Genomic DNA, 23,184 nt, shown 5'->3' on the forward strand with positions numbered 1-23,184 from the left:
CCATGACACGAGCCACCGCCGCCCTCCTCGTCCTGTCCTCCCTGGCGCTGCCCCTCAGCGCCCAGGCCGACCCGGGCGGCGAGCGCACCGCCATCGCGGTGGCCTTCCTGGCGCCGGTGGACAACCTGGAGCCCGTGTTCAACCCTGGCTTCCAGGCGGGCTTCCAGATCCACTTCAACCGCGAGAGCCGCTTCCTGGGGCGGTTCCGCATGGACTACCTGCGCATGGACGCCAAGCGCCCCGTGCTGGCGGGCACCCAGCTCACCTGGACCGGCTCCGCCTGGGTGTCCTCCCCCCTGATGGCCGACAGCCGAATGGAGGCCTACAGCGTGGCCTACGAGTGGATGCCCCATGTGGAGGAGCCGGCCCGCCACGGCCTGTTTGGCATCTTCGGCGTGGGCGGGACCCTGTGGAACGAGACCATGCGCGCCCCCAACCTCTTCGACGGCAGCCACACCGACACCAAATGGGGCCTCACCCTCAGCGGCGGAGCGGGCTGGCGCTTCAACCCCACCTTCTCGGTGGAGGCCCGCTATGTCTACAGCGACCTGACCTTCCACGAGCACCGGGACGTCCGCTACGGTTCCACCCGGTCCTTCCTGACCTGCGGCGCCACTTTCCGCTTCTGATCAACCTGATACGAGGGTTTCATGCGTTTCCGCCCCATCGTCCTTCTCGCCACCCTCCTCACCGCCGGCGCGGCGCTGGAGGCCTGCACCAACCTGCTGATCACCAAGGGCGCGAGCAAGGACGGCTCGACCATGATCACCTACGCCGCCGACAGCCACACCCTTTACGGCGAGCTCTACTTCAAGCCCGGCGCGAAGCACAGCCCCGGTGAGGTGCGCGTGATCCGGGAGTGGGACAGCGGCTTCACCTTCGACACGGGCAAGGTGCTGGGCAGCATCCCCGAAGCCCCCGTCACCTACACCCGCGTCGGCAACATGAACGAGCACCAGGTCACCATCGCCGAGACCACCTTCGGCGGCCGGAAGGAACTGCAGGTTCCCAGCGGCCTCATCGACTACGGCAGCCTCATCTACATCGGCCTGGAACGGGCGAAGACCGCCCGCGAGGCCATCCAGGTGATGACCAGCCTGGCGGAGACCTACGGTTACGCCTCCGAAGGCGAGAGCTTCTCCATCGCGGATCCCAACGAAGTCTGGATCCTCGAGATGATCGGCAAGGGCAAGGGCCAGACCGGCGCCCTGTGGGTGGCCTACCACCTGCCGGACGGCACCATCAGCGCCCACGCCAACCAGGCCCGCATCCGGCAGTTCCCCCTGAACGATCCCGGCACCGCCCTCTACAGCAGGGACGTCATCCCCTTCGCCCGGGAAAAGGGCTACTTCAAGGGCGCGGACAAGGACTTCAGCTTCGCGGACACCTACGCGCCCCTCAGCTTCGGGGCCCTGCGCGCCTGCGAGGCCCGCGTGTGGAGCCTGTTCCGCCGCGCCGCGCCCAGCCAGAACCTCTCCATCGACTACGTGAAGGCCGTGAAGGGCGCCAAGCCCATGCCGCTCTTCATCAAGCCCGACCAGAAGCTGGACGTGCATGACGCCATGCAGCTCATGCGCGACCACTTCGAAGGCACCGAATTCGATATGACCAAGGACGTGGGTGCCGGCCCCTACAAGCTGCCCTACCGCTGGCGTCCGATGACCTTCAAGGTGGATGGCCAGGAATACCTGCACGAGCGCGCCATCAGCACCCAGCAGACCGGCTTCTCCTTCGTGAGCCAGGCCCGCGGCTGGATGCCCGGCCCCGTGGGCGGCATCCTCTGGTTCGGCGTGGACGACACCTACACGACGGTCTACCAGCCCATCTCCTGCGCCATCACCGCGCCGCCCAAGGCGTTCGCCATCGGCACGGGGAACTTCGATGCCTTCAGCTGGGACAGCGCCTTCTGGACCTTCAACTTCGTCAGCAACTACACCTACACCCGCTGGAGCGACATGATCGTGGACGTCCAGAAGGTGCAGCGTGAGTTCGAGGGCCGCTACCTGGCCGAGCAGGCCGAGGTGGACCGCAAGGCCCTGGAACTCTACAAGCAGGACCCCGCCCTGGCCCAGGCCTACCTCACCCAGCGCGCCGCCATCCAGTCCGAGGAGCTCATGGGCCGCTGGAAGAAGCTGGGCGAGTTCCTCATCTGGAAGTACCTGGATGGCAATGTGCGCAACGGCAAGGGCGAAGTCACCCACCCCAAGGCCCCCGAGGACTGGCTACGCTGCATCGTCCAGGACCACGGCGACGTGATCAAGATGAAGAAGGTGGATGGGCTGGCGCCAGACGAGGAATAGGGCTCAAATCAACGCATGGGGCCCGACACTTCCCAATTCGCCACGGGCATCTGGGGATCTCCACCTCCTCTGGAACTCGCCGCCTTCCGCAGGCAGAACAGCCTCCTCATCCTGCTCAGCCTGGGGGTGCTGCTCTGCCTGCTCGGCATCCACCTGGTCTTCCGCCCCCTCCTCGGACCCCTGCCCTTCGCCATCGCGCTGGCGCTCTGCCTCCGCTTCCTGCTCCTCCTCGGCGAACTCTGGCTCATGTCCGGCCGGGTTTGGCTGCGGCCGGCCACCTTCGCCCGAGTCTCGGTGGCAGTGCATCTCCTGTTCGCGGTCATCCTCGCCCGGATCAACTCGGGGCAGGAGAGCCACTATGTGGTCCTGCTCGTCATCCCGGTCCTGGCCTCGGCGTTCTGGTTGTCCCTGGCCGGTTTGGCGGCCACCGTGCTGGTGGCCAGCGGCCTCACCATCTTCCAGGTCTGGACCCCCGCCGGATCGACGCCGGCGGGAGCACTCGTCGAGTACTTCGAGGCCACCACCGTCGCGCTCATCTTCCTCCTGTTCGCGATCATCGTCCGCCTCCTCGTGGTCCAGCAGTGGCACCAGGAGGCCGAAGTGCGCGCCGGCATGGCCGAGCTGGCCCGGACCCGGGACCGCCTGGTCCAGGAGGAGAAGCTGGCGGCGATCGGCCGGCTGTCCGGGGCCATCGCCCACGAGATCCGCAACCCTGTCGCCATGATCCGGACAGCGCTCAGCGCCACCCGCCGCCCCGACGCCTCCCCGGAGAACCGGGATGAGTTCTTCTCGATCCTGGCCCAGGAATCCCTGCGCCTGGAGCGGCTCACAGAGGATTTCCTCGCTTATGCCCGGCAGCGGCGGCCAGATCGCAGGAGCCTGGAGACCGCCACGGCCCTGGGTTCAGCCGCGGGACTGGCCCGGGCCCGGGCCGAGGAGGCGGGGCTGCAGTTGGAGGTCGTGCCCTCCGAAGACCGGATGGCCAGCCTCGATCCGTTCCAGATCCAGCAGGCGCTGCTCAACCTGCTCCTCAATGCCGTCGACGCCACGCCCCGCGGACGCCGGATCCGCATGGGCCTCCGGCACGAAGAGGGGCATGTGGTCTTCTTCGTGGAGAACGAAGGCGACGCGATCCCTCCGGCCGTGGCCGCCCGGCTGGGAGAGCCCTTCTTCACCACCAAGCCCCGGGGAACCGGGCTTGGCCTGGCGATCGCCCGCTCCATGGCGCGTGGCCACGGGGGGGATCTGGTCCTGGAGGAGAACCGGGCGGGTTGTGTCCGTTTCGGTCTGCGGATCCCTGAGGAGGAGGCCCCATGGGCACCATCCTGATCGTGGACGACGAGACCAACCTCCGCCGCCTTCTGCGGATGGTGCTCCAGGAAGAAGGGCACCGGGTGGTGGAGGCCGCTTCGGTCGCCGAGGCCAGGCAGCGCCTGGAGGACGAGGCGCCGGACCTGGTGATCACGGACCAGAAGCTCGGCGATGGCGAGGGCCTGGACGTCTTGGCAGCTGCCCGCCAGGGGGAGGAGGCCGTCCCCATCGTCTTCCTCACCGCCTATGCCACCGTCGAACTGGCCGTAGCGGCCATGCGTCAGGGGGCCTTCGATGTGGTGCAGAAACCCTTCGATCCCGAGGGGATCAAGGCCGCCGTGCACCGGGCTCTCGAACATGGCGGGCTCCTGAAGGAAAACCGCCGCCTGCGCCGGCAGGCAGGCCACCCCGAAGGACTCCGCGGCCTCCTGGGCCTCAGCGCCCCCATGACCCAACTCCGGGATACGCTCCAGCGGGTGGCCCCCACCCAGGCGACGGCGCTGATCACCGGAGAGACGGGGACGGGCAAGGAACTCGCCGCACGGGCCCTCCATGCGCTGAGCCCGCGGGCCCCGAAGCCCTTCATCGCCGTGAACTGCGCCGCGATGCCCGAAACGCTCCTCGAGAGCGAACTCTTCGGCCATGAGCGCGGGGCCTTCACCGGAGCCGACCGGGCCCGCGAGGGGCTCTTCGAGGCCGCCCACGGCGGGACCCTGTTCCTGGATGAGGCCGGGGAGATGCCGCCTTCCCTCCAGGCCAAGCTGCTCCGGGTGATGATGGATGGGATGGTCCAGCGCGTGGGCAGCCGGACCCCCCGCCACGTGGACGTCCGGTTGATCGCGGCCACCCACCGCGATCTGCCGGCGCGGGTGCGGGAGGGCCTGTTCCGCGAAGATCTCTACTTCCGCCTCGCCGTGGTACCCATCCGGGTCCCGCCCTTGCGTGAGCACCTGGAGGATCTCCCGGAACTGTGCTCCCACTTCCTCGACCATGCGATCCGGGACATGGGCCTCCCGCGCCGTTCCCTGACTCCCGGAGCCCTGGCCCGGCTTCAGGCCTATCCGTTCCCCGGCAACATCCGGGAACTCCGGAACCTCATTGAACGGGCCTGCATCCTCGCGAAGGGGCCCGACATCGGGGCGGAGGACTTCCCCCTCGAGCCAGGCCTGGGCGCCGCGACTCCGCCCGACCTCGAGACCTTCACCGGGGGACTCCCCCTCCCAACGGACATGCCAGCCCTGGTCTCGGCCCTGGAGGAACGCCTGGTCGACCGGGCCCTTCACGAAAGCCGGGGCGTACAGGCGGAAGCCGCCCGGCGCCTGGGCATCTCACGGAGCGATCTGCACTACCGGCTGAAGCGCCGGGGCGTTCAAGGATCCTGACGACCGTTCAAATGGTGGGACGGGCACCGGGCGGCCGCTTGCGATCGACAGATCATAAACTTTTGCATTTCAATATATCCGCATCAGCGAGGCCTCTGGCATGCGCCCTGCCTAGTCCGATCTGGGCCGTGCCCCACACCGGAGGACCTCCATGATCCGATTCCGCTCCGCTTTCCTCAGCCCCCTGGCCTTGGCCACCACCCTCCTGTCGGCCGCCGGCCCAGCCACCCCCGGCCCCCAGACCGGCACCTTGAACAACCTGCAGGCGGCCTACAACGGCGAATCCAACGCCCGCGCCACCTACCTGGCCTACGCGACGAAGGCCCAGAAGGAGGGCTACGCCAAGGCGGCTGCGCTCTTCCGGGCTGCCGCAAAGGCCGAAGAGATCCACGCTGCCAACCACGCCCAGGTGATCAAGGCCCTGGGCTCCGAACCCAAGGCCGACATCAAGGCACCCGAGGTCAAGTCCACCCGCGAGAACCTCCAGGCCGCCATCAAGGGGGAGAGCTACGAGCGGGATGTGATGTACCCGGGGTTCCTCGCCCAGGCCCGCAAGGAGGGCAAGGTGGACGCCATCCGGACCTTCAACTACGCCAAGACGGCCGAGGCGGAGCACGCCCGGCTCTACCAGGAGGCCCTCGACAACCTGGATGGCTGGAAGACCCAGAACGTCAGCTTCTTCGTCTGCCCGGTCTGCGGGTACACCAGCACCACCCGCCCGCAGGAGAAGTGCCCGTCCTCCTTCACCGCGAGCGCCCGCTTCCTCACCATCGGCTGAGGTGGTCACCATGCCTCCCATCCCCGCCTGGACCAGCCTCCATCCCCTGATCATCCATTTCCCGATCGCACTGCTCTATGTCGCGCCCCTCTTCATCGTGGCGGCGATCTTCTGGCGCCGGGCCCGGGAGGGCTGGTTCCTGGCGGCCCTGGTCTTGATGGTGCTCGGGACCCTCAGCCTGTTCCTGGCGGCGGCCACCGGGGAGGCCGCCGGCCAGCTGGCGGAACGCACGCCGCAGATCACCGCCGCCTTGGAGCGCCATGAATCCCTGGCGGAGACCGGGCAGGTCGTGTTCAGTTTCCTCACCCTCGCCTTCGCGATTCTGGTGCTCGTCCCCCTCGTGCTCAAACGGGAGCCCAAGGCCTGGCTCCGGCAGACCGTGTCGGTGGTGTTCCTGTTCGCCTACCTCATCGGCCTGGGCCAACTGACTCGGGTGGCCCATGAAGGAGGGCGGCTGGTCCACGAATTCGGCGTCCGTTCGATCGTGGCCGCCACGGGGCCGGATGCTGCAGCGCCGAGCCCGGAGACACACCGGGAGGAATCCCACGAGCGTGACGATCACTGACCATCCAGCACCCCCTTTCCCTTACAGAGGCCCCGCTCGCGGGGCCTCTTAGTTGTGACGCTTGCCGATCCGCGCCCTGTGGGATGATGGCGGGTTCCCCGAGGTCCCCATGTCCCGCCCCGATCCGCATTCCTACTACGATGCTGCCCAGCCGAAGGCCCGGCGCCTGCGGCTGAAGCTGGGGGTGGACTTCACCGCCAAGCGCATCGAGGGCGAGGTCGCGATCGAGTTCGGCGGCCCCGTGTCGGGGATCCTGGACCTGGACACCAAGGGCCTGGAGATCCACGCCGTCCAGGTGCCCGGCCAGGGCCCCATCCCCTGGGAGCTGGGCGAGGCGGATCCCATCCTCGGCAGCCGCCTCCGGGTGACGGCGCCCACGGGCACGCAGGAAGTGGCCATCACCTACCGCACGGCCCCGGACGCCATGGCCCTCCAGTGGCTGGATCCGGAGCAGACCGAGGGCAAGGTGGCGCCCTACCTCTTCAGCCAGTGCCAGCAGATCCACGCGCGCACCATGGTGCCCTGCCAGGACACGCCCATCGCCCGCGTCTCGTACCAGGCCGAGGTCACCGTGCCCGAGGGCCTCACGGCCGTCATGTCCGCGGGCCCCGATGGGGATGAAGCCACCGGGGACGGCCGCCATGTCTTCCGCTTCACCATGCCCCAACCCATCCCCTCGTACCTGCTGGCCCTGGCCGTGGGACGGCTGGAAGCCCGCGACCTGAGCCCCCGCAGCCGCGTGTGGGCCGAGCCCGAGACGGTGGAGGCCGCCGCCTGGGAGTTCGCGGGCGTGGAGGAGATGATCGTCAAGGCCGAGGGGCTCTTCGGGCCCTATCCCTGGGACCGCTACGACATGCTCGTCCTGCCGCCCTCCTTCCCCTACGGCGGCATGGAGAACCCCCGCATGACCTTCCTCACGCCCACGCTGCTGGCGGGGGACCGCAGCCTGGTGGATGTGGTGGCCCACGAGCTGGCCCACAGCTGGACCGGCAACCTCGTCACCAACGCCAGCATGGAGCACTTCTGGCTGAACGAAGGATTCACCGTCTGGGCCGAGCGCAAGATCCTGCGCACCCTCCACGGTGACGACGCCGCGGCCCTGGGCTGGGCCACGGGCCAGAAGGCCCTGGAGGACAGCCTGGAGCGCTTCCAGAAGGAACCCCACCTCACCGTCCTGCGCCTGCACCTGGAAGGCATCGATCCCGACGACGCCTTCTCCAGCATCCCCTACGAGAAGGGCGCCCGCCTGGTGGCCGCCCTGGAGCGCGAAGCGGGCGAGGCGCGCTTCCAGCGCTTCATCCGCGAGTACATGGACGCCTTCCGCTTCACCTCCATCACCACCGAGCAGTTCTGCGCCTTCGTGGACGAGCAGCTGCCGGGCGCCCTGAAGGCGGTGAACGCCAAGGCCTACCTGGACGAGCCCGGCATGCCCGCCACCGCCCCCCAGTTCCGTAGCGCGCAGCTGGATGGCCTCACGGCCCTGGCCGAAAGCTGGGCCCTCGGCGGCCGGCCCACCCCCCAGCAGATCGCAGCCTGGACCCCCGCGGAGCTGCAGGTCTACCTCCAGAAGCTGCCCCGCCAGCTCTCCCAGGCCGACTGCGCCTGGCTGGATGGCCACCTCCAGCTCATGGGCCGGGGCAACCACGAGATCCTCGTGGAGTGGCTGACCCTGGCCGCAGCCGCCGAGTACGAGCCGGCCTTCCCCCGCATCCGCGAAGTCCTGGCCCGCGTGGGCCGCATGAAGTACCTCCGGCCCCTCTACGGCGCCCTGGGCCAGCACGCCCGCACCCGCGCCCTGGCCCGCGAGATCTTCGCCGCCGCCAGTCCCGGCTACCACGGCCTGTCGCGCCGCGTGGTGGCATCCGTGCTCGAGTCTTATCCCGCCTAGCGCCCAGGAGCCACCCATGCCCCACGGATCCGAACCCCAGGAGATCAAGGGGCTGCCCGCCAACGCGCGGCGGCCGCTGAATGCCGGCGAGGCCTACATCCCACTGGTGCCCCAGGACGGCGTACCGGAGACCACGCCCCGGGCCATCACCATGGGCCTCATCTTCTGCGCCATCTTCAGCATGGCCGCCGCCTACCTGGCCCTGAAGCTGGGCCAGGGCATCGAGGCCGCCATCCCCATCGCCATCCTGGCCGTGGGCCTCTCGCGCTTCTTCCCCCGCAAGAACACGATCCTGGAGAACGTCATCGTCCAGAGCATCGGCGCCAACAGCAGCCACGTGGTGAGCGGCGCAGCCTTCACCATCCCCGCCCTCTACATCCTGGCCCAGACGCCCGGCAGCGGCGTGCCCACACCCACGCTCTGGCAGGTGGTGCTGGTGAGCTTCCTGGGCGGCTGCATCGGCATCCTGTTCCTCGTGCCCCTGCGCCACCACTTCATGGTGGAGAACCACGGCATCTTCCCCTGGCCCGAAGCCACCGCCACCGCCGAGATCCTCGTGACCGGCGAGAAGGCTGGCAACCAGGCCAAGGAGCTGGCCGTCGCCGCCGGCATCGGCGCCGCCTACGACGGCATCACCTCGATCTTCCGCGGCATGGGTGAATACCTGCGGCTGGAGCACGTCTGGGTCGGCCGGGCGCTGCGCGACAAGTTCATGTCCTTCAACTTCCTGAACAGCGCCGCCACGCTCGGCATCGGCTACATCATCGGCCTGAAGTATTCCGCCGTGATCGCTGCGGGCTCGTTCTTCAGCATGTTCGTGCTGGTGCCCCTCTTCCACGCCATCGGCCAGTATGTGCCCCTGGTCGTGGCCCCCGGCACCAAGCTCATCGCCGACATGACGCCGGAACAGGTGTTCTTCTCCTACATCCGCATCGTGGGCGTGGGCGCCATCGCCGGCGCGGGGGTCATGGGCGTGCTGGCCTCCATGCCCAACATGATCCGCAGCATCATCAGCAACATGAAGGCCCTCATGAACCGCGACGCCGCGGTCGAATCCCCCCGGACGGCCGTCCGGACGGAGCGCAGCCTGGCGGGCTCCATGATCGCCGTGGGCCTCGTCACCAGCATGGTGGGCACCATGGCCTTCCTCAGCTTCGGCCTGGGCATCAAGCAGGCCCTGATGCCGGCCCTCACCGCCACGCTCGTGGTGATGGTCATCTCCTTCTTCTTCGCGCCCGTGGCGGCTCGCGCCATCGCCACCATCGGCACCAACCCCATCAGCGGCATGACCATGCTGACCCTCGTCATCACGGGCGTGCTGATGCTCAAGCTGAACTTCACGGGCGGCTACGGCATGTTCCTCACCATGATGGTGGGCGGCATCGTCTGCACGGCCCTGGCGGCCTCGGGCGCCTTCAGCACCGACCTCAAGATCGGCCACTGGATCGGCGCCACGCCCGCCCGGCAGATCGGCTGGAAGTTCGTGGGCACCTTCGTCGCGGCCCTCTTCACGGGCATCGCCATGTGGCTCATGGCCAAGCAGGTGAACCTGGACGGCACCATGGCCCTGGGCACCTCCATCCCAGCGCCCCAGGCCAGCGCCATGAAGGCCATCCTCGAAGGCATCTTCGGCACCGTGTCCATGCCCCTGCGCTGGTATGCCTTCGGCCTGGGCGTGATGCTCTCCATCGTGCTGCGCATGGTGGAGCTGCCCGCCCTGGGCTTCGCCCTGGGCATGTACCTCCCCATCGAGCTGAACACCCCGCTGTTCCTGGGCGGCCTGCTGGCCCACTGGGTGAACCGACCCAAGGCCGGCACCAGTGAAGCCGACGCCAAGGCCCGCGAGAACCGCGGCGTGCTCATCGCCAGCGGCCTCATGGCCGGCGGCGCCATCATGGGCGTGGTGGCCAGCTTCGTGAAGCTGAAGTGGACCGAGGGCTTCCCCATCCTCACCGCGCACCAGGCCGAAGGCGCCCTGGGCGAGTGGCTCGGGCTCGCCGCTCTGGTGGCCCTGTGCCTCTACGTCGTCGTCTACAGCCGCCGGGCCAAGGGCGAGGCCTGAGGCGGCGAATGGCCGAACCCAGAGGTACGGTCGCTCGCGGATGAAGGCTGAGGCCTCATCCGCGAGTGACCGGTTTAGAGCTTCAACCGGCTGAACGCCAGGCTGTCCGAATCGGAGCCGGGGTAGCCGGTCTTGTCGTGGTTGGCCCTATCCCCTCCCATCGTGGAGGACTGGGAAAGAAGGACCAGCTTGCGTGGTTCCCCATGCCCCGGGGGGGAGGATCCGCACTTGAATGCGATGGTCTGGAAACCATTAGCCATGTTGGCCTTGCCTTCCCGGTCCACCCAAACGACCACCGGCCTGGTGAGGGCGAGATGGCTGCAGAGGCGGGGTGACATACTGGCGGCGGTTGCAGCGACGAAGCGAGTTCTTCGGGGTGCACCTGATGAAAGGGCTGAAGTCGCACGATCGAATCGTCGGACGTGAGGCCAGCCTGGACGCATTGACGACGCGGGTATCTTTTCCCTTGAAAAAGACGACCCATCGCTAAACTATCTATCTTCTTAATCCACCCCACCCTCCTGATCCGGCTCGCAAAGCACCAAGGGAGGCAACATGTTGTCCCCCCGGTCCGCCAGCTACTTCATCTCTCTTCTGCTGATCGCCGATCCGCCGCTGCGGGGACAGACGTCCACCACTGGGGCAATCACCGGTCTGGTGTGTGACACCAGAGGTACGCCTCTGGCGGGCGCCAGGATCTGTGCGACCTCTCCGCAAATCCAGCGAACGACCACCTCGGACCAGAAGGGCGGGTTCCATCTCGCCCTGCTCAACCCCGGCAACTGGATCCTGGAGTTCACTCTGGCCGGCTACACCACCCTGTCCCTGCCCCTCACCGTCACCACCGACAATGCCCACCCTGTGAAAGTCAAGCTGGCACCGTTGGGACAGGCGCGGGTCGAGGTTGTGGACACGGCCCTGCAGGTGGATCTGAGCACGAACACCCAGGGCTCCAGCTTGACCGCCCACGACCTTGAGCGGTTGCCCACCGGCCGGGACTTGAGCGACCTGCTCATGCTCGGGCCCGGGGTGGAGGATTCGGGTTTCACGGGTACCGGCACCACCAATTGGAATGGCAACCCTTCGGTGAGCGGCGCGTCTTCCCTGGAAAACCTCTACCTGCTCGACGGCCTGGTGACCAACGACTTCCGCACCGGCTTTCAGGGTGCCGCATTGCCCAAGGAATGGGTCGACCAGGTGGAGGTTCAGACCGGCGGCTTTGCCCCGGAGTATTCGGCGCTCGGCGGTGTCGTGGTGGCCGTCACCAAACAGGGCACCAACACTTTCGCCGGCTCCCTGGCCTACACCTCGACCCTGCCGCAGCTGCAGGCGCGCCCGAAGTACAACCCGGTCGTGGGCCAGCTGAGACCCAACGATCCGCAGCGGACCTGGGACACCACCTTCACCGTCGGCGGCCCCCTGCATGAGAATCGGCTGTATTACTTCCTCGGCGGGAACTTCAACCGGGTGGAGCCCGACCCGGCCTCGGTGAGCCCCAACAACCAAGGCCTCAAGTCCGACCCACCGAAGGACGAAACCCGCAATCTGTACGGCAAGCTGAATTGGTTCCCGCACCCGGACCATCAGCTGACCTTCGTGCTCCAGGACCGCAACCGCGACCAGGGCCAGGACAACCGCTATCCCACGCCCAACGGCACTGCCCAACTCGGGGCCGCCGTCCACGACCGCACCCGGAACCTGAATCTCAATTGGGACTGGACCATCAGCTCAACCGTGCTGCTGGCCGTGAAGGCCGGCCGGTCCCGGTTCGAACTGAATCGGACACCCACGGACGGCGGCGAGGTCCGCGTGTGGGACCGCATGTACTACAGCCCTCTGGGCCCCTGGGATGGATCGCCATTGCCTCTGGCAACCCTTGCCGGCACGGCCTTCCAGTATGGAGGCCTGGGAACCTACACCATGAAGAACACCATCGCCACCCGGCAGATCCGGGCGGACCTCCTCTGGATATGGGACAGCCACGCGCTGAAGGCCGGATTCAGCCGCACCCTCCCGGAATGGATCCAGCAGAGCCGGACCACCGGTGGCTACACCATCGACATCTACCAGTTCAACTCCGGCCCCAACCAGTACCAGTTCCGTGGCCTGGTGCGCACCTTCTACACGCGTGATTCCCGAGCCACGGGCGACTACTCTGCCCTGTACATCCAGGACACCTGGGAGGTTCGGCCGGGTTTCCGCCTGAAGTACGGTCTGCGCTACGAGAGCCAGGAGCTGCGGGACAGCCAGGGCAGCACCTTCTTCAAGTTCACCAGGGCCAAGGACGTCACCCAGCCACGCATCGGCTTCACGTGGGACTTGAAGGGTGACGGCCACCGCAAGCTGAGCGGGAGCTATGGCCGCTACTACGAGCAGATCCCCCTCAACCCGGTCATGGCCTCCGGTGGCGGGTACAGCAACTACCTGGAATCCTACAGTCCGGCCCAGTCCAGTTACGACCTCGCCACCCGCGCCTGGGCCATCACGGGCCCACCGGACGGCATCCCCGGGCTCCAGCCGTTGCCGATCAACGACTACTCCGCCCACTGGGGAACACGGCCGCCCATCGCCGAAGGCATCCAGCTGCCCCGGCGCGATGAGTACACCCTCGGCTACGACCACCTCTTCGATGGCGGCTGGTACGCCGGGGTTCACTTCCGCTGGCGCAAGCTGACCAATGTCATCGAGGATTCGGTGCCCACGGACAGGGAGGGCCAGCCCATCGATGGTGAAGGCTTCTCGATCCTCTGGAACCCCAAGGCCGGCGCCACCGTGCGCTGGCGGAACAATGCCCTGCACAGTGACCCCGGCGCGCTCAACGTGTGGGTGAACGACGTCTTCCCCACCGCCTACAACCTCTACCGAGCCCTCGACCTCACCCTGGCCAAGCACGGCCCCGACTACAGCCTCGAGCTCAGTTACACGCGCAGCCGCTTCGAGGGTTCCTACGAGGGCTTGGCCGTGCAGTTCCAGGCCAACGCGAACCTGTCCTTCACCTACGACTACTGGCCCTATGTGGGCGTGGGCCTCCTGCCCCTGGACCACACCCACAGCCTGAAGCTGCTCGCTACCAAGAGCCTCCCGCTGTTCGGCCACACATTCACGGTCGGCACCTTCTCCCGGCTGGTGAGCGGCATTCCCAGCACGGATTGGGACGGCACCAACGACTTCGGCGGCTACGGGCCGGCGCACCCCATCGACGGCAGGTACGGCAACCACGGCCGCCTGCCCACCCAGGTCGTATGCGATCTCAACCTGCGCTATGAGATGCGCTTCCGCCGAGTCAAGGTCACGCCCTCCTTGGACGTGTTCAACCTGTTCAACAAGCTGACGGTCACTGGCGTGGACGAGAACAAGGCCTGGGGGAATTACCCCTACCCGGAAGGCAACCCTACTTGGCGCCAGCCCTGGGCTTGGCTCACAGGCCGCAACCTGCGCTGGGGTCTGTCCCTGAGCTTCTGAGGGGAGGAAGATGTCCGCTCAAAATCTTCCCATCGGCACGTTCCTCGGTCCGTATCGCGTGCTCGCGTTGCTGGGCAAGGGCGGGATGGGCGAGGTGTACCGCGCCTATGACCCGAAGCTCGGGCGAGAGGTGGCGATCAAGGTCCTCCCGGCGACCTTCGCCGAGAATGCTGAGCGGCTTCGGCGCTTCGAGCGGGAGGCCCGTGCGGCGAGCGCGCTGAACCACCCGAACATCCTCACGATCTATGAACTCGGTACCCACGAGGGCTCGCCCTTCCTGGTCATGGAGTTGCTCCAGGGATCGACCCTGCGCGAGTTGATGGACCAGGGTCCGCTGACGGTGGCGCGCATCGCGGAACTGGGGAGGCAAACCGCCGCAGGACTTGCGGCAGCGCACGAGCGGGGGATCATCCACCGGGACCTCAAGCCCGAGAACCTCTTCCTCACCCGGCACGGCGTGGTGAAGATCCTGGACTTCGGCCTGGCCAAGCGCAGCGACATGGGGGAGGAGCCAACCGCGGCGATGACTCTCGAGACCGGCACCGGGATGGTGGTGGGAACGGTGTTCTACATGAGCCCCGAGCAGGCGACCGGGAAGCCCGTGGGATTCGCGTCCGATCAGTTCAGCCTCGGCGTGGTGCTCTACGAGATGCTTGCCGGGAGGCGCCCCTTCTCCGGCGATTCGGTGGCGGAGACGCTGGCGGCGATCGTACGGGACGAGCCAGTGCCGCTGGAAAGCCTGGCGACCGGCATCCCGGCGGGTCTCACCGCGATCGTCCACCGCTGCCTGGCGAAGGACCCCGCCAAGCGCTACAGGAGCGACGGTGAGCTTGAGGCGGCACTGGCGGCCATGACGACCGAGGAGGGCACGCCGGTCCTCCGGTCCCCGTCCGGGCTGCGGGCCCGCCTGCGGCTGCCCCGCAGGGGACGGCTGCCCGCCGCCGCAGTGGCACTGACCGCAGTCCTCGGCCTCCTCCTGTGGTGGCGCCCCTGGGTGCCTGCCGCGCCCAGATGGGACGATCACCTCGCGCTTGTCCTGCCCCTGGAGAACCGGACCGGGGACCCTTCCCTGGACGATCTGGGCCAGCAGGCCGCGGACCTGGTCCGCCAGGACCTCGAGAAGGTCCAGAGCCTGAAGCTGGCCGTGACCCCGGGGGGACGTGACACGCACCGGCTGGCAGAGGCCGCGCACGCGAGGCTGGTTGCGACCGGCAGTTACGCGCGGCGCGGCCGGGACCTGGTGTTCCAGGCCCGGCTCGAGGATCCCTGGACAGGCACGACCATCTATTCCCTCGGGCCATGGCAGGCACCGGCAGAGGACCCCACCGTCGCGATGAAAGAGCTCAGGCAGTACCTGGCTGGGGCATTGGCCGTGTCCCTCTGCGACAACAGCGGGGCCAGGTTCGGCACCTGGCGAGCACCCCGCCTGGACACCTGGCTGCAGTCGAAGAAGTACTACGAGCAGTTCAATGCCGATCCCGAAGGGACCATTGCCGCCTTGCGCAAGCTCCTGGAAAGCGACCCGGACGGATTCGACGCCATCCAGGTATTGCTCGCCTACATCGCTACACCCAAGCGCGCTGAGGAGGCGCGGGCCCTGCTCGACGAGATCGAACCCCGCAGCTCCGGCTACACGTTCGCGGAGCGCGGCTACCTGCGCTACTTCCGGGCCAGAGCCGAGAACCGGCCCGCGGAAGGCGTCAAAGCCCTGCTGGATGTCCGTGCGGCCTGCGGCGATTTCGATTCGCTCCACTACGACCTGGGGAACCTGTACCTGAACCTGCACCACGATGGCAGCGCGCTTCGGGAATTCAGGCCAATCATGGATTCGTCGATGGTCTGGGAGGGCTGGTTCGCTGGATGGATCGCCCTCCCCATGGGGAGGATCCTGCACCAGCGGGGAGAGTACGAGGAGGAACTCCGGCTGGCCCGCAAAGGCATGACGGTGGTGCTGGACAACACCTTCTTCCGCATACGGGAAATTGGGGCGCTCGCGGCCATGGGCCGGGTGGCGGAGGTGGAGCAGGCGGTCCAGGCCGGCAGCCTCGTCAAGCCGAGCCGTGGGCTGGCCGGCCCCCCCCGGGCCCTGGAGGCCGTCGCCGCCTCGGAGTTCCATGCCCACGGCAGGGAGGAGGAGGGCCGGCGCTGGGCGGCGCGATTCCTCGATCGCCATCCCCCTTCGGCGGACCCGCGGCTGTGGGGCGACACCATCCACATGCTCCGCATTCTGGGGCGGCAGAAGGAGGCGCTGGCCCTGGTGGACGCCCGGCTGGCAAAGGATCCCGGCAATCCGGATCCGCTCTCCGATCGGGGCATGCTCCTGGCGGAACTCGGTGCGGTCGCCGAGGCCCGTGCGGTGGACGCGCAGCTGGCTGCACTTCCACCGCGGCCCGGAGCGATGCCCGGCCATCCGTTCGAACGTGCCTGCGTCCTGGCTGCACTCGGGCAGAAGGAGCAGATGGTCGAACTCCTCCGCCAGGCTGTGATGGGCGGCTCGAACCTGGCCATCGTCCTGACCCACGATGAGGACTTCCGCAAGTTCCGTGGATACCCCCCCTTCGAGGATCTGATCAAGCCGGTTGACTAGCTGTTCTCCCCGGGGGGCGGACCCACGCACCTCCGCCTCCAGCGCAAAACGGAGCGCCTTTCCCTCGATGCAGCCTAGGCCTGGTGCAAACAGGCCCGCAACGCCTGCTGCACTCGGGGATTCCCCACCACCAGGCTCCCGCTCTCGAACCAGCCCTGCCCGCCTTCCCAGTCTGTGATCATGCCGCCGGCCTCCTGCACCAGCAGGGCGCCGGCAGCGATGTCCCAGGGCTTGAGGCCCAGCTCGAAGTAGCCGTCGAAGATGCCGCAGGCCACGTGGGCCAGGTCCAGGGCGGCGCTACCGGCCCGGCGGATGCCCTTGGCTCTGGGGAACACACGACTAAGGGCGGCATTGAAGGCGGGCCAGCGCTCGCCCAGCTGGAAGGCGAAGCCCGTGGCCAGGAAGGCGCCATCCAGGCCCGCCTGCTGGGACACGTGCATGGGCTGACCGTTCCAGGTCGCGCCCATGCCCCGCACGGCCAGGAAGCAGTCGTTTCGCAGGGGGTCCAGCACGCAGCCCACCACGGGGCCCTCGGCGTCCCACAGGGCCACGGAGACGCACCAGTGGGGGAAGCCCTGGACGAAGTTCAGGGTGCCGTCGAGGGGATCCACGATCCAGCGGCGCTGGGCATCACCTGAGGCTCCACCCTCCTCGCCCACGAAGCCGTACTGGGGGAAGCGGAAGTCCAGCTCGGCATGGATGGCGGCCTCGGCGGCGCGGTCGGCCTCGCTCACCACGTCGTTCTTGGTCTTCTCGGTGATGGTGGCCGGGTCCAGCTTCCGGAAGTAGCCCAGCAGCACCTTCCCCCCGGCCTGGGCCGCGGCCAGGCAGGCATCCCGTTGCGCGTCATACATGTCAGGCTCCCGGCCTCGATTCTGTCATGGCCGCCTCCGCCCGCCTCTTCAGCGCCCGGATCATGCCGGGAAAGACGAAGAGGTGGAAGGGCAGCATCGCGTACCAGTAGACCAGCCCGAGGAGGCCGTGGGGCTCGAAGAAGGCGGTCTGCTCCAGGCGCGAGCCGGCCCCTTCCGGCCGCACGGTGAACTGGAGCCAGGCATGGCCGTCCAGCTTCATCTCGGAGCGGAGCCGCAGGAGGCGGTCCTCCTCCAGGGCCTCCACCCGCCAGAAGTCCACCGGATCGCCCACGCGCAGCTGCCGGGGGTGGCGCCGGCCGCGGCGCATGCCCATCCCCCGGAAGACCCGGTCCAGGATCCCCCGGATCTGCCACAGCCAGTTGCCGGCGGGCCAGCCATTCTCGCCGCCCAGGGCGCAGAAGGTCTCGAACACCACCTGGGGTGGGGCCTTGACGTGCCGGTGGTGGCGCTCCAGGAACATGCCCTCGTGGGAGCCCAGGACCTCCTCCTCCTGCTCGCGGAACAGGCTCGTGGCCCAGGTGGTCTCCACCGCATCCTCGTCCAGGCGCTGCAGCGCCAGCGCCAGCGCCTCCTTGTAGGCCATGGGCCGTACCTTGAACACCTCGAGGGCCCGGGGATCGCGCACCACCACCTCCGTGGTCATGCCTTCGATCAGGGGCTTGGCCAGCACCAGGGGGATGGGCGTGACCAGGTCCACCCACAGGGCCGACAGGATCGGCAGCGGCACGCGCATGGGAATGATGTAGCGGCGCAGGCCCCGGGCCTCGGCGTAGCCCAGCATCATCCGCCGGTAGTCGAGGACGTCGCGGCCGCCGATCTCGAAGATACCGGACACTTCCGGATGCTCCAGGGCCTCCGTGAGGTAGCCCAGCACGTTGCGCACGCCGATGGGCTGGCAGCGCGTGTTCACCCAGCGCGGCGTGATCATGACGGGCAGGCGCTCCGTCAGGTGGCGGATCATCTCGAAGCTGGCGCTGCCGCTGCCCACGATCACCGCCGCCCGGAACTCCAGCACCGGCACACCGGTGGACCCCAGGGCCCCGCCCACCTCCTGCCGGCTGGCCAGGTGCTCACTGCGCTGGCGGGTGGGATCCCCCAGGCCGCCCAGGTAGATGATCCGCTGCACGCCAGCCTGGGCGCAGGCCGCCGCGAAGACCAGGGCATGGCCCAGGTCCCGGTCGCGGAAGTCCGGCCGGTCCTCGCTCATGGCGTGGACCAGGTAGTAGGCCTGCGAGACGCCCTCCAGGGCCACCGCCAGGGAGGCCGGGTCGCTCACGTCCCCTTTCACCGTCTGCACGCCCGGCCAGGGACGGCCCGCCAGGCGGTCGGGGTTGCGCGCCATGCAGCGCACGCGGTGGCCCGCCGCCAGCAGGCGGGGCACCAGGCGTCCGCCGATGTAGCCCGTGGCGCCGGTCACCAGGATGAGCGGCTTGCCGGGATCCATCAGGCTCGCGCCCGTGGCCTGCGGGCTCATGCGGGCGCCAGATCCGCGAAGACGAACCCGTCCCGTTCCACGACCTCGCCCCGCCGGACTGGCACGGGGTGGCGGAACATGGGCCCGTCCCAGGCGAAGGTGTGGAACTCCCCCCGCTCGCCGCAGGGGTCCACCGGGGCCGGCAGGTCCGCCAGGAGCTGGGCGTCGAAGGCCCGGCCCGCGAAGGACGGGTCCAGGGCCCGGGGGTCCACGCAGGTCAGGGTGGCTTTCAGGCCCGCGGCGACCATGGCCTGGGCCAGGGCGGCCGTGTCCGAGTTCCAGATGGGAAAGAGGGGCCTCAGGCCCGTGCCGGCCAGCTTCTGGATGCGGTAGTCCCGCACGTCCTCCAGGAACAGGTCCCCGAAGGCCATGGCCCCGATCCCCTCGGCCACGGCCCGGGCGCAGGCCTCGGCCATGAGGGCCTCGTAGGCCTCGTTCGGACAGGGCCAGGGCAGCGGCACCTTCCAGAGGGGCAGGCCCGTGGCCTCGGCCTGGGCCTCCAGCAGGGAAGCCCGCACGCCGTGCATGGCCACCCGGTCGAAGGCGGCGTTCGTGGTGGTGAGCAGCCCGACCACCTCCACCTCGCTGGCCTGCCGGAGGACATGCAGGGCCCAAGCGGCGTCCTTGCCGCTGGACCAACTCAGGAGAGCCTTGGGTCGAATCATCCCCCAAAGGATACGGCTCGAAAATCCTGACGAATTTGGTAAACTTTGTTGGGAGCCCTCCATGCCCAAGGTCATCAACATCGAGCCCACCCCGAACCCGGACGCCCTGAAGTTCCTGGTGCACCCGGCCATCCTCAAGGCCGGCTCCCGATCCTTCAAGGATTTCGGCGCGGCCGTGGGCGATCCGCTGGGCTCGGCGCTCTTCGCCCTGGGCAAGGTGACCTCCGTGTTCTACATGGACCGCTTCGTCACGGTGAACAAGGACCCGTCGGCCGAGTGGACCGACCTCATCGATCCCATCTGCGAGTCCATCGAGGACCTGAAGCTCCCCGAGAACGACACGGGCGACACGGCCCTGACGCCCGGCGGGGACGCCGACGCCACCCTGGAGCGCATCAATCAGCTGCTGGACTCCCGCATCCGTCCCGGCCTGGCCGGGGATGGCGGCGGCCTGGAGGTCATCTCCTTCGACGGCCAGACCCTCCAGATCAGCTACCACGGCGCCTGCGGCTCCTGCCCCTCCTCCACCAGCGGCACCCTGCGCTACATCGAGGGGCTGCTGCAGGAGGAAGTGAGTCCCAGCATTCGCGTTGTGAGCTGGTAGACCGGCTTTGCACCTCGACCCTTGCGCTGTGGGAAAAGTCCGGCACCCTAGGGTTACCATCTGGAGACATGCGTGAGCCCTGGGAAGGCGGTCAAGCGTCGCAGTGCCAAGGGGAACCACCTCGCCGCGCTGGCGGATCTGCTCAACGCCAGCCGGACGGACCCGGCCCGGCTCTTCGAGCATGGCCTCGCCATGCTGGTGGATCGCCTCGGCGTCGACCGGGCCCTGCTCACCCGCGTCACCGGCCTGGGCTACGAGGTCTTCTGGTGGGCCGTGGCGGACGGCGCCAACATGAACGGCGTGTTCGAGGCTCCGGAGAAGGGGTTCTGCCCCTGGGTCATGGCCCATCCGGACCGGCCGCTCACCATCCGGGATGCCGCCCTGGAACCGCGGTGGCGGAAGAGCCCGGGTCATCTGGAACTCGGCATCCGGGCCTACTCCGGCGTGGCCCTGAAGGAAGGCGAGAACGTGATCGGGACCCTGTGCGTGCAGCACCGCGCCCCCAAACCCTTCGACCGGGCTGAGACGGAACTGATCCGCGCGATGGGTCATCTCATGGCCCGCACCCTCGAATCCGAATCCATGAAGCAGGAGCTGCACGGGGCCCTCGATGCCCTGGAACTCAGCGGCGCCATCGTGGAGGACAGCGCCCTCCAGAGCGCGCGCTCCGGCCTGCCCAACCGCCGCTACCTCGACATCTGGCTGCGCGCCTCGCTGTTCATGGCCCGCCGCCGCAAGGAGCCCATCGCGCTGGCGATCTGGTCCCAGCCCATGGTCACGGGCACCCGGGGCCGGCTGGCCGCTGCCGCCTCACGCCTGCGCGGCGAGGATCTGCTCATCGAACTGTCGACGGACCAGTACCTGCTGATCATGCCCCACACCAGCGAGGAGGGCGCAGACGTCCTGATCACGCGGCTTCGCGGGATCCTCGGGGAACACCCCACCGGCGCCACCCTGTGGTTCCCGGGTGAAGACGACATGACCTTGAAGTCGGCTTTGACGCGCGCCGCCAAAGCCTTTACCGAAGCCAATCGCCAAGGTACCGCGTTGATCTGGAACAGCCGGCGGGGATGACCTGCGGCCTGCGCTCTGGCCCGTCCGGCGGGTCCATGGGAAGATGGTGGGCTCTGGTACCGCCGGTGGATTCCGGCCTCGTGGAGGTGGATGTTGGAAACTCCGACCCTGGTGAAAGCGACCCAGAACGAGCTGGAGGCCGCGGCCTCTCCGAGCCGTGAGGATCTCTGCCACTGGTATGAACTGATGCACCTCGGGCGCCTGCTGGACGACAAGGCGCCGAACTATCTCAAGCAGGCCATCGGCTGGTCGTACCACGCGCCCTGCGCGGGCCACGACGGCATCCAGCTGGCCGCGGGCCTGGCCTTCCGGGCCGGCCAGGACTTCCTGTTCCCGTACTACCGCGACATGATGACCTGCCTCGCCGCCGGCCTCACGCCCGAGGAGATCATCCTCAACGGCATCTCCAAGGCCACCGACCCCGCCAGCGGCGGCCGGCACATGAGCAACCACTTCGCGAAGCCCGCCATCGGCATCCAGAACGTGTCCAGCCTCACGGGCAATCACACCCAGCACGCCGTGGGCCTGGCCCGGGCCGTCAAGTACTACGGCCGCGACAGCGTGGTGTTCTGCAGCCAGGGCGAGTCCTCGCTGTCCGAAGGCTACTGCTCCGAAAGCATCAACGGCGCCGACCGCGAGCAGCTGCCCGTGGTCTTCATCGTGCAGGACAACGGCTACGGCATCTCCGTGCCCAAGCGCGACCAGAGCGCCAACGCCCAGATCTGCGACAACTTCAGCGGCTACCCGAACCTGAAGATCATCAAGTGCGACGGCCTGGACCTCCTGGATTCCATGCGCGCCGTGGCGGAGGCCATCGCCTACGTCCGCACGGGTCAGGGCCCCGCCATGGTCTACGCCATGTGCGTGCGCATCGGCAGCCACTCCAACTCGGACCGCCACGAGCTGTACCGCGACGACGCCGAGCGGGCCGAGGCCAAAGCCAAGGATCCCCTGCCCAAGTTCCGCGCCTACTGCCTGGCCCACGGCCTCGGCGAAGACGAGCTGAAGGCCATCGAAACGGAGAACCAGGCGCGCTACCTGGCCGCCCACGACCAGGCCATGGCCGCCCCGAATCCCGACCCCGCCACCATCCACGACTTCGTCATCCCCGAGGGCTGGATCTCCGCGCAGTATCCAGACGGCACGCACCACGCCGAAGGCAGCCCCATCAGCGTGATCACGGCCCTCAACCAGACCCTGAAGGAGGAGTTCCGCCTCAACCCCGACACCTTCATCTGGGGCCAGGACATGGCCAACAAGGAGAAGGGCGGCATCTTCAACGTGTCGAAGGGGATGCAGCAGGAGTTCGGCGAGAAGCGCGTCTTCAACGCCCCCATCGCCGAGGACTTCATCGTCGGCACCGCCAACGGCTTCTCCCGCCTGGACGACAAGATCCGCGTCGTGGTGGAGGGCGCCGAGTTCGCCGACTACATCTGGCCCGCCGCCGAGCAGATCGTCGAGTGCAGCCACGACTACTGGCGCAGCAACGGCCAGTTCGCCCCCAACGTCACCATCCGCCTGGCCTCCGGCGGCTACATCGGCGGCGGCCTCTACCACTCGCAGAACGTCGAAGGCTGGCTCACCACCCTGCCCGGCATCCGCGTGGTCGTGCCTGCCTTCGCGGACGATGCCGCGGGCCTGCTGCGCACGGCCCTGCGCAGCCGCGGCACCACCCTCTACCTCGAGCCGAAGTTCCTCTACAACGCGAAGATGGCCCACGCCGTGGTGCCGCCGGACTTCGCCGTGCCCTTCGGCAAGGCCCGCGTCCGCCGCGAAGGCACGGACCTCACCATCCTCGCCTACGGCACGCCGGTCCACTTCGCCCTGGATGCCGCCGCCAAGCTGGAGAAGGAAGGCAAGTCCGCCGAGGTGATCGACCTCCGCAGCCTCAGTCCCCTGGACCTGCCCGCCATCCTGAAGTCCGTGAAGAAGACCCACCGCGTGCTCATCGCCCACGAGGACAAGGTCTTCGGCGGCTTCGGCGGCGAGCTCGCGGCCATCTGCGCCTCCGAGTGCTTCGTCTGGCTGGACGCTCCCGTGGAGCGCGTGGGCTCCGAGTTCACGCCCGTGGGCTTCAACCGCATCCTCGAGCGCGCCATCCTCCCCAACGCCGACAAGGTGCTGGCGGCCGCCCGCAAGGTCCTCGCCTTCTAGGAG

The 23,184-nt window shown here is 68.2% G+C and carries 16 protein-coding genes; 13 read left to right on the forward strand and 3 right to left on the reverse strand.

Annotated elements, in window-relative coordinates; all coding sequences use genetic code 11:
- Positions 1-2: 2 nt before the first annotated feature.
- The 10 genes from MLE43_RS11575 (at position 3) to MLE43_RS11620 (ending at position 16,335) form a co-directional block, all read left to right on the forward strand.
- Positions 3-629: a porin family protein gene (locus MLE43_RS11575; protein WP_243304166.1), complete on the forward strand. Its 627-nt coding sequence runs from the start codon at positions 3-5 to the stop codon at positions 627-629.
- Between the two features lie 21 nt (positions 630-650).
- Entirely contained in the window at positions 651-2,300 is a 1,650-nt protein-coding gene (locus MLE43_RS11580) for a dipeptidase (RefSeq protein WP_243304168.1), read from the forward strand.
- Positions 2,301-2,315: 15 nt separating this feature from the next.
- A complete protein-coding gene (locus MLE43_RS14910) occupies positions 2,316-3,629 on the forward strand; it encodes a sensor histidine kinase (protein WP_275976205.1) in 1,314 nt (437 codons plus the stop codon).
- Positions 3,614-4,993, forward strand: a complete 1,380-nt coding sequence (locus MLE43_RS11590; RefSeq protein WP_243304170.1) for a sigma-54-dependent transcriptional regulator — start codon at positions 3,614-3,616, stop codon at positions 4,991-4,993. The genes MLE43_RS14910 and MLE43_RS11590 overlap by 16 nt, the downstream gene beginning before the upstream one ends.
- 151 nt (positions 4,994-5,144) lie before the next feature.
- The gene (locus MLE43_RS11595; protein WP_243304172.1) at positions 5,145-5,771 is read left to right on the forward strand and encodes a rubrerythrin family protein; all 627 of its coding nucleotides are present in this window, start codon (positions 5,145-5,147) and stop codon (positions 5,769-5,771) included.
- Positions 5,772-5,781: 10 nt separating this feature from the next.
- Positions 5,782-6,336, forward strand: a complete 555-nt coding sequence (locus tag MLE43_RS11600) for a DUF2231 domain-containing protein (RefSeq protein ID WP_243304174.1) — start codon at positions 5,782-5,784, stop codon at positions 6,334-6,336.
- A gap of 109 nt (positions 6,337-6,445) precedes the next feature.
- Positions 6,446-8,224, forward strand: coding sequence for a M1 family metallopeptidase (locus MLE43_RS11605; protein WP_243304176.1), 1,779 nt, complete (start codon positions 6,446-6,448; stop codon positions 8,222-8,224).
- Between the two features lie 16 nt (positions 8,225-8,240).
- Positions 8,241-10,286, forward strand: a complete 2,046-nt coding sequence (locus MLE43_RS11610) for an OPT family oligopeptide transporter (RefSeq protein WP_243304178.1) — start codon at positions 8,241-8,243, stop codon at positions 10,284-10,286.
- A 555-nt stretch (positions 10,287-10,841) separates the two neighbouring features.
- A complete protein-coding gene (locus MLE43_RS11615; protein ID WP_243304180.1) occupies positions 10,842-13,748 on the forward strand; it encodes a TonB-dependent receptor in 2,907 nt (968 codons plus the stop codon).
- 10 nt (positions 13,749-13,758) lie between these two features.
- Positions 13,759-16,335: a serine/threonine-protein kinase gene (locus tag MLE43_RS11620; RefSeq protein WP_243304181.1), complete on the forward strand. Its 2,577-nt coding sequence runs from the start codon at positions 13,759-13,761 to the stop codon at positions 16,333-16,335.
- 74 nt (positions 16,336-16,409) lie between these two features.
- Here MLE43_RS11620 and MLE43_RS11625 read toward each other — a convergent pair whose 3' ends face one another.
- The 3 genes from MLE43_RS11625 to MLE43_RS11635 are packed head-to-tail and all read right to left on the reverse strand — an operon-like array spanning position 16,410 to position 19,349.
- Positions 16,410-17,189, reverse strand: coding sequence for an inositol monophosphatase family protein (locus MLE43_RS11625; RefSeq protein ID WP_243304183.1), 780 nt, complete (start codon positions 17,187-17,189; stop codon positions 16,410-16,412).
- 1 nt (position 17,190) lies between these two features.
- Positions 17,191-18,684: an SDR family oxidoreductase gene (locus MLE43_RS11630; protein WP_243304185.1), complete on the reverse strand. Its 1,494-nt coding sequence runs from the start codon at positions 18,682-18,684 to the stop codon at positions 17,191-17,193.
- Positions 18,681-19,349, reverse strand: coding sequence for a Dph6-related ATP pyrophosphatase (locus MLE43_RS11635; RefSeq protein WP_243304187.1), 669 nt, complete (start codon positions 19,347-19,349; stop codon positions 18,681-18,683). The genes MLE43_RS11630 and MLE43_RS11635 overlap by 4 nt, the downstream gene beginning before the upstream one ends.
- A 61-nt stretch (positions 19,350-19,410) precedes the next feature.
- Here MLE43_RS11635 and MLE43_RS11640 point away from each other — a divergent pair, with 61 nt between their 5' ends.
- From MLE43_RS11640 to MLE43_RS11650, 3 genes are all read left to right on the forward strand, one after another.
- Positions 19,411-19,953 (forward strand): NifU family protein, encoded by a 543-nt coding sequence (locus tag MLE43_RS11640; protein WP_243304189.1) that lies wholly within the window; start codon positions 19,411-19,413, stop codon positions 19,951-19,953.
- 72 nt (positions 19,954-20,025) lie between these two features.
- Positions 20,026-21,027: a sensor domain-containing diguanylate cyclase gene (locus MLE43_RS11645; protein ID WP_243304191.1), complete on the forward strand. Its 1,002-nt coding sequence runs from the start codon at positions 20,026-20,028 to the stop codon at positions 21,025-21,027.
- A gap of 90 nt (positions 21,028-21,117) precedes the next feature.
- On the forward strand, positions 21,118-23,181 hold the full coding sequence (locus MLE43_RS11650; RefSeq protein ID WP_243304193.1) for an alpha-ketoacid dehydrogenase subunit alpha/beta: 2,064 nt from the start codon (positions 21,118-21,120) through the stop codon (positions 23,179-23,181).
- The last annotated feature ends 3 nt before the right edge of the window (positions 23,182-23,184 follow it).

The organism is Geothrix oryzisoli, assembly GCF_022808865.1.
Classification (GTDB): Bacteria; Acidobacteriota; Holophagae; order Holophagales; family Holophagaceae; genus Geothrix; species Geothrix oryzisoli.

Excerpts from the sequence above, each read along its gene's own strand:
- MLE43_RS11605 (WP_243304176.1), top strand. The coding sequence starts at position 6,446 with ATGTCCCGCCCCGATCCGCATTCCTACTACGATGCTGCCCAGCCGAAG.
- MLE43_RS11615 (WP_243304180.1), top strand. The coding sequence starts at position 10,842 with ATGTTGTCCCCCCGGTCCGCCAGCTACTTCATCTCTCTTCTGCTGATC.
- MLE43_RS11650 (WP_243304193.1), top strand. The coding sequence starts at position 21,118 with ATGTTGGAAACTCCGACCCTGGTGAAAGCGACCCAGAACGAGCTGGAG.
- MLE43_RS11625 (WP_243304183.1), bottom strand. The coding sequence starts at position 17,189 with ATGTATGACGCGCAACGGGATGCCTGCCTGGCCGCGGCCCAGGCCGGG.
- MLE43_RS11590 (WP_243304170.1), top strand. The coding sequence starts at position 3,614 with ATGGGCACCATCCTGATCGTGGACGACGAGACCAACCTCCGCCGCCTT.
- MLE43_RS11575 (WP_243304166.1), top strand. The coding sequence starts at position 3 with ATGACACGAGCCACCGCCGCCCTCCTCGTCCTGTCCTCCCTGGCGCTG.
- MLE43_RS11620 (WP_243304181.1), top strand. The coding sequence starts at position 13,759 with ATGTCCGCTCAAAATCTTCCCATCGGCACGTTCCTCGGTCCGTATCGC.
- MLE43_RS11595 (WP_243304172.1), top strand. The coding sequence starts at position 5,145 with ATGATCCGATTCCGCTCCGCTTTCCTCAGCCCCCTGGCCTTGGCCACC.
- MLE43_RS11600 (WP_243304174.1), top strand. The coding sequence starts at position 5,782 with ATGCCTCCCATCCCCGCCTGGACCAGCCTCCATCCCCTGATCATCCAT.
- MLE43_RS11610 (WP_243304178.1), top strand. The coding sequence starts at position 8,241 with ATGCCCCACGGATCCGAACCCCAGGAGATCAAGGGGCTGCCCGCCAAC.
- MLE43_RS11630 (WP_243304185.1), bottom strand. The coding sequence starts at position 18,684 with ATGAGCCCGCAGGCCACGGGCGCGAGCCTGATGGATCCCGGCAAGCCG.
- MLE43_RS11640 (WP_243304189.1), top strand. The coding sequence starts at position 19,411 with ATGCCCAAGGTCATCAACATCGAGCCCACCCCGAACCCGGACGCCCTG.
- MLE43_RS14910 (WP_275976205.1), top strand. The coding sequence starts at position 2,316 with ATGGGGCCCGACACTTCCCAATTCGCCACGGGCATCTGGGGATCTCCA.
- MLE43_RS11635 (WP_243304187.1), bottom strand. The coding sequence starts at position 19,349 with ATGATTCGACCCAAGGCTCTCCTGAGTTGGTCCAGCGGCAAGGACGCC.
- MLE43_RS11580 (WP_243304168.1), top strand. The coding sequence starts at position 651 with ATGCGTTTCCGCCCCATCGTCCTTCTCGCCACCCTCCTCACCGCCGGC.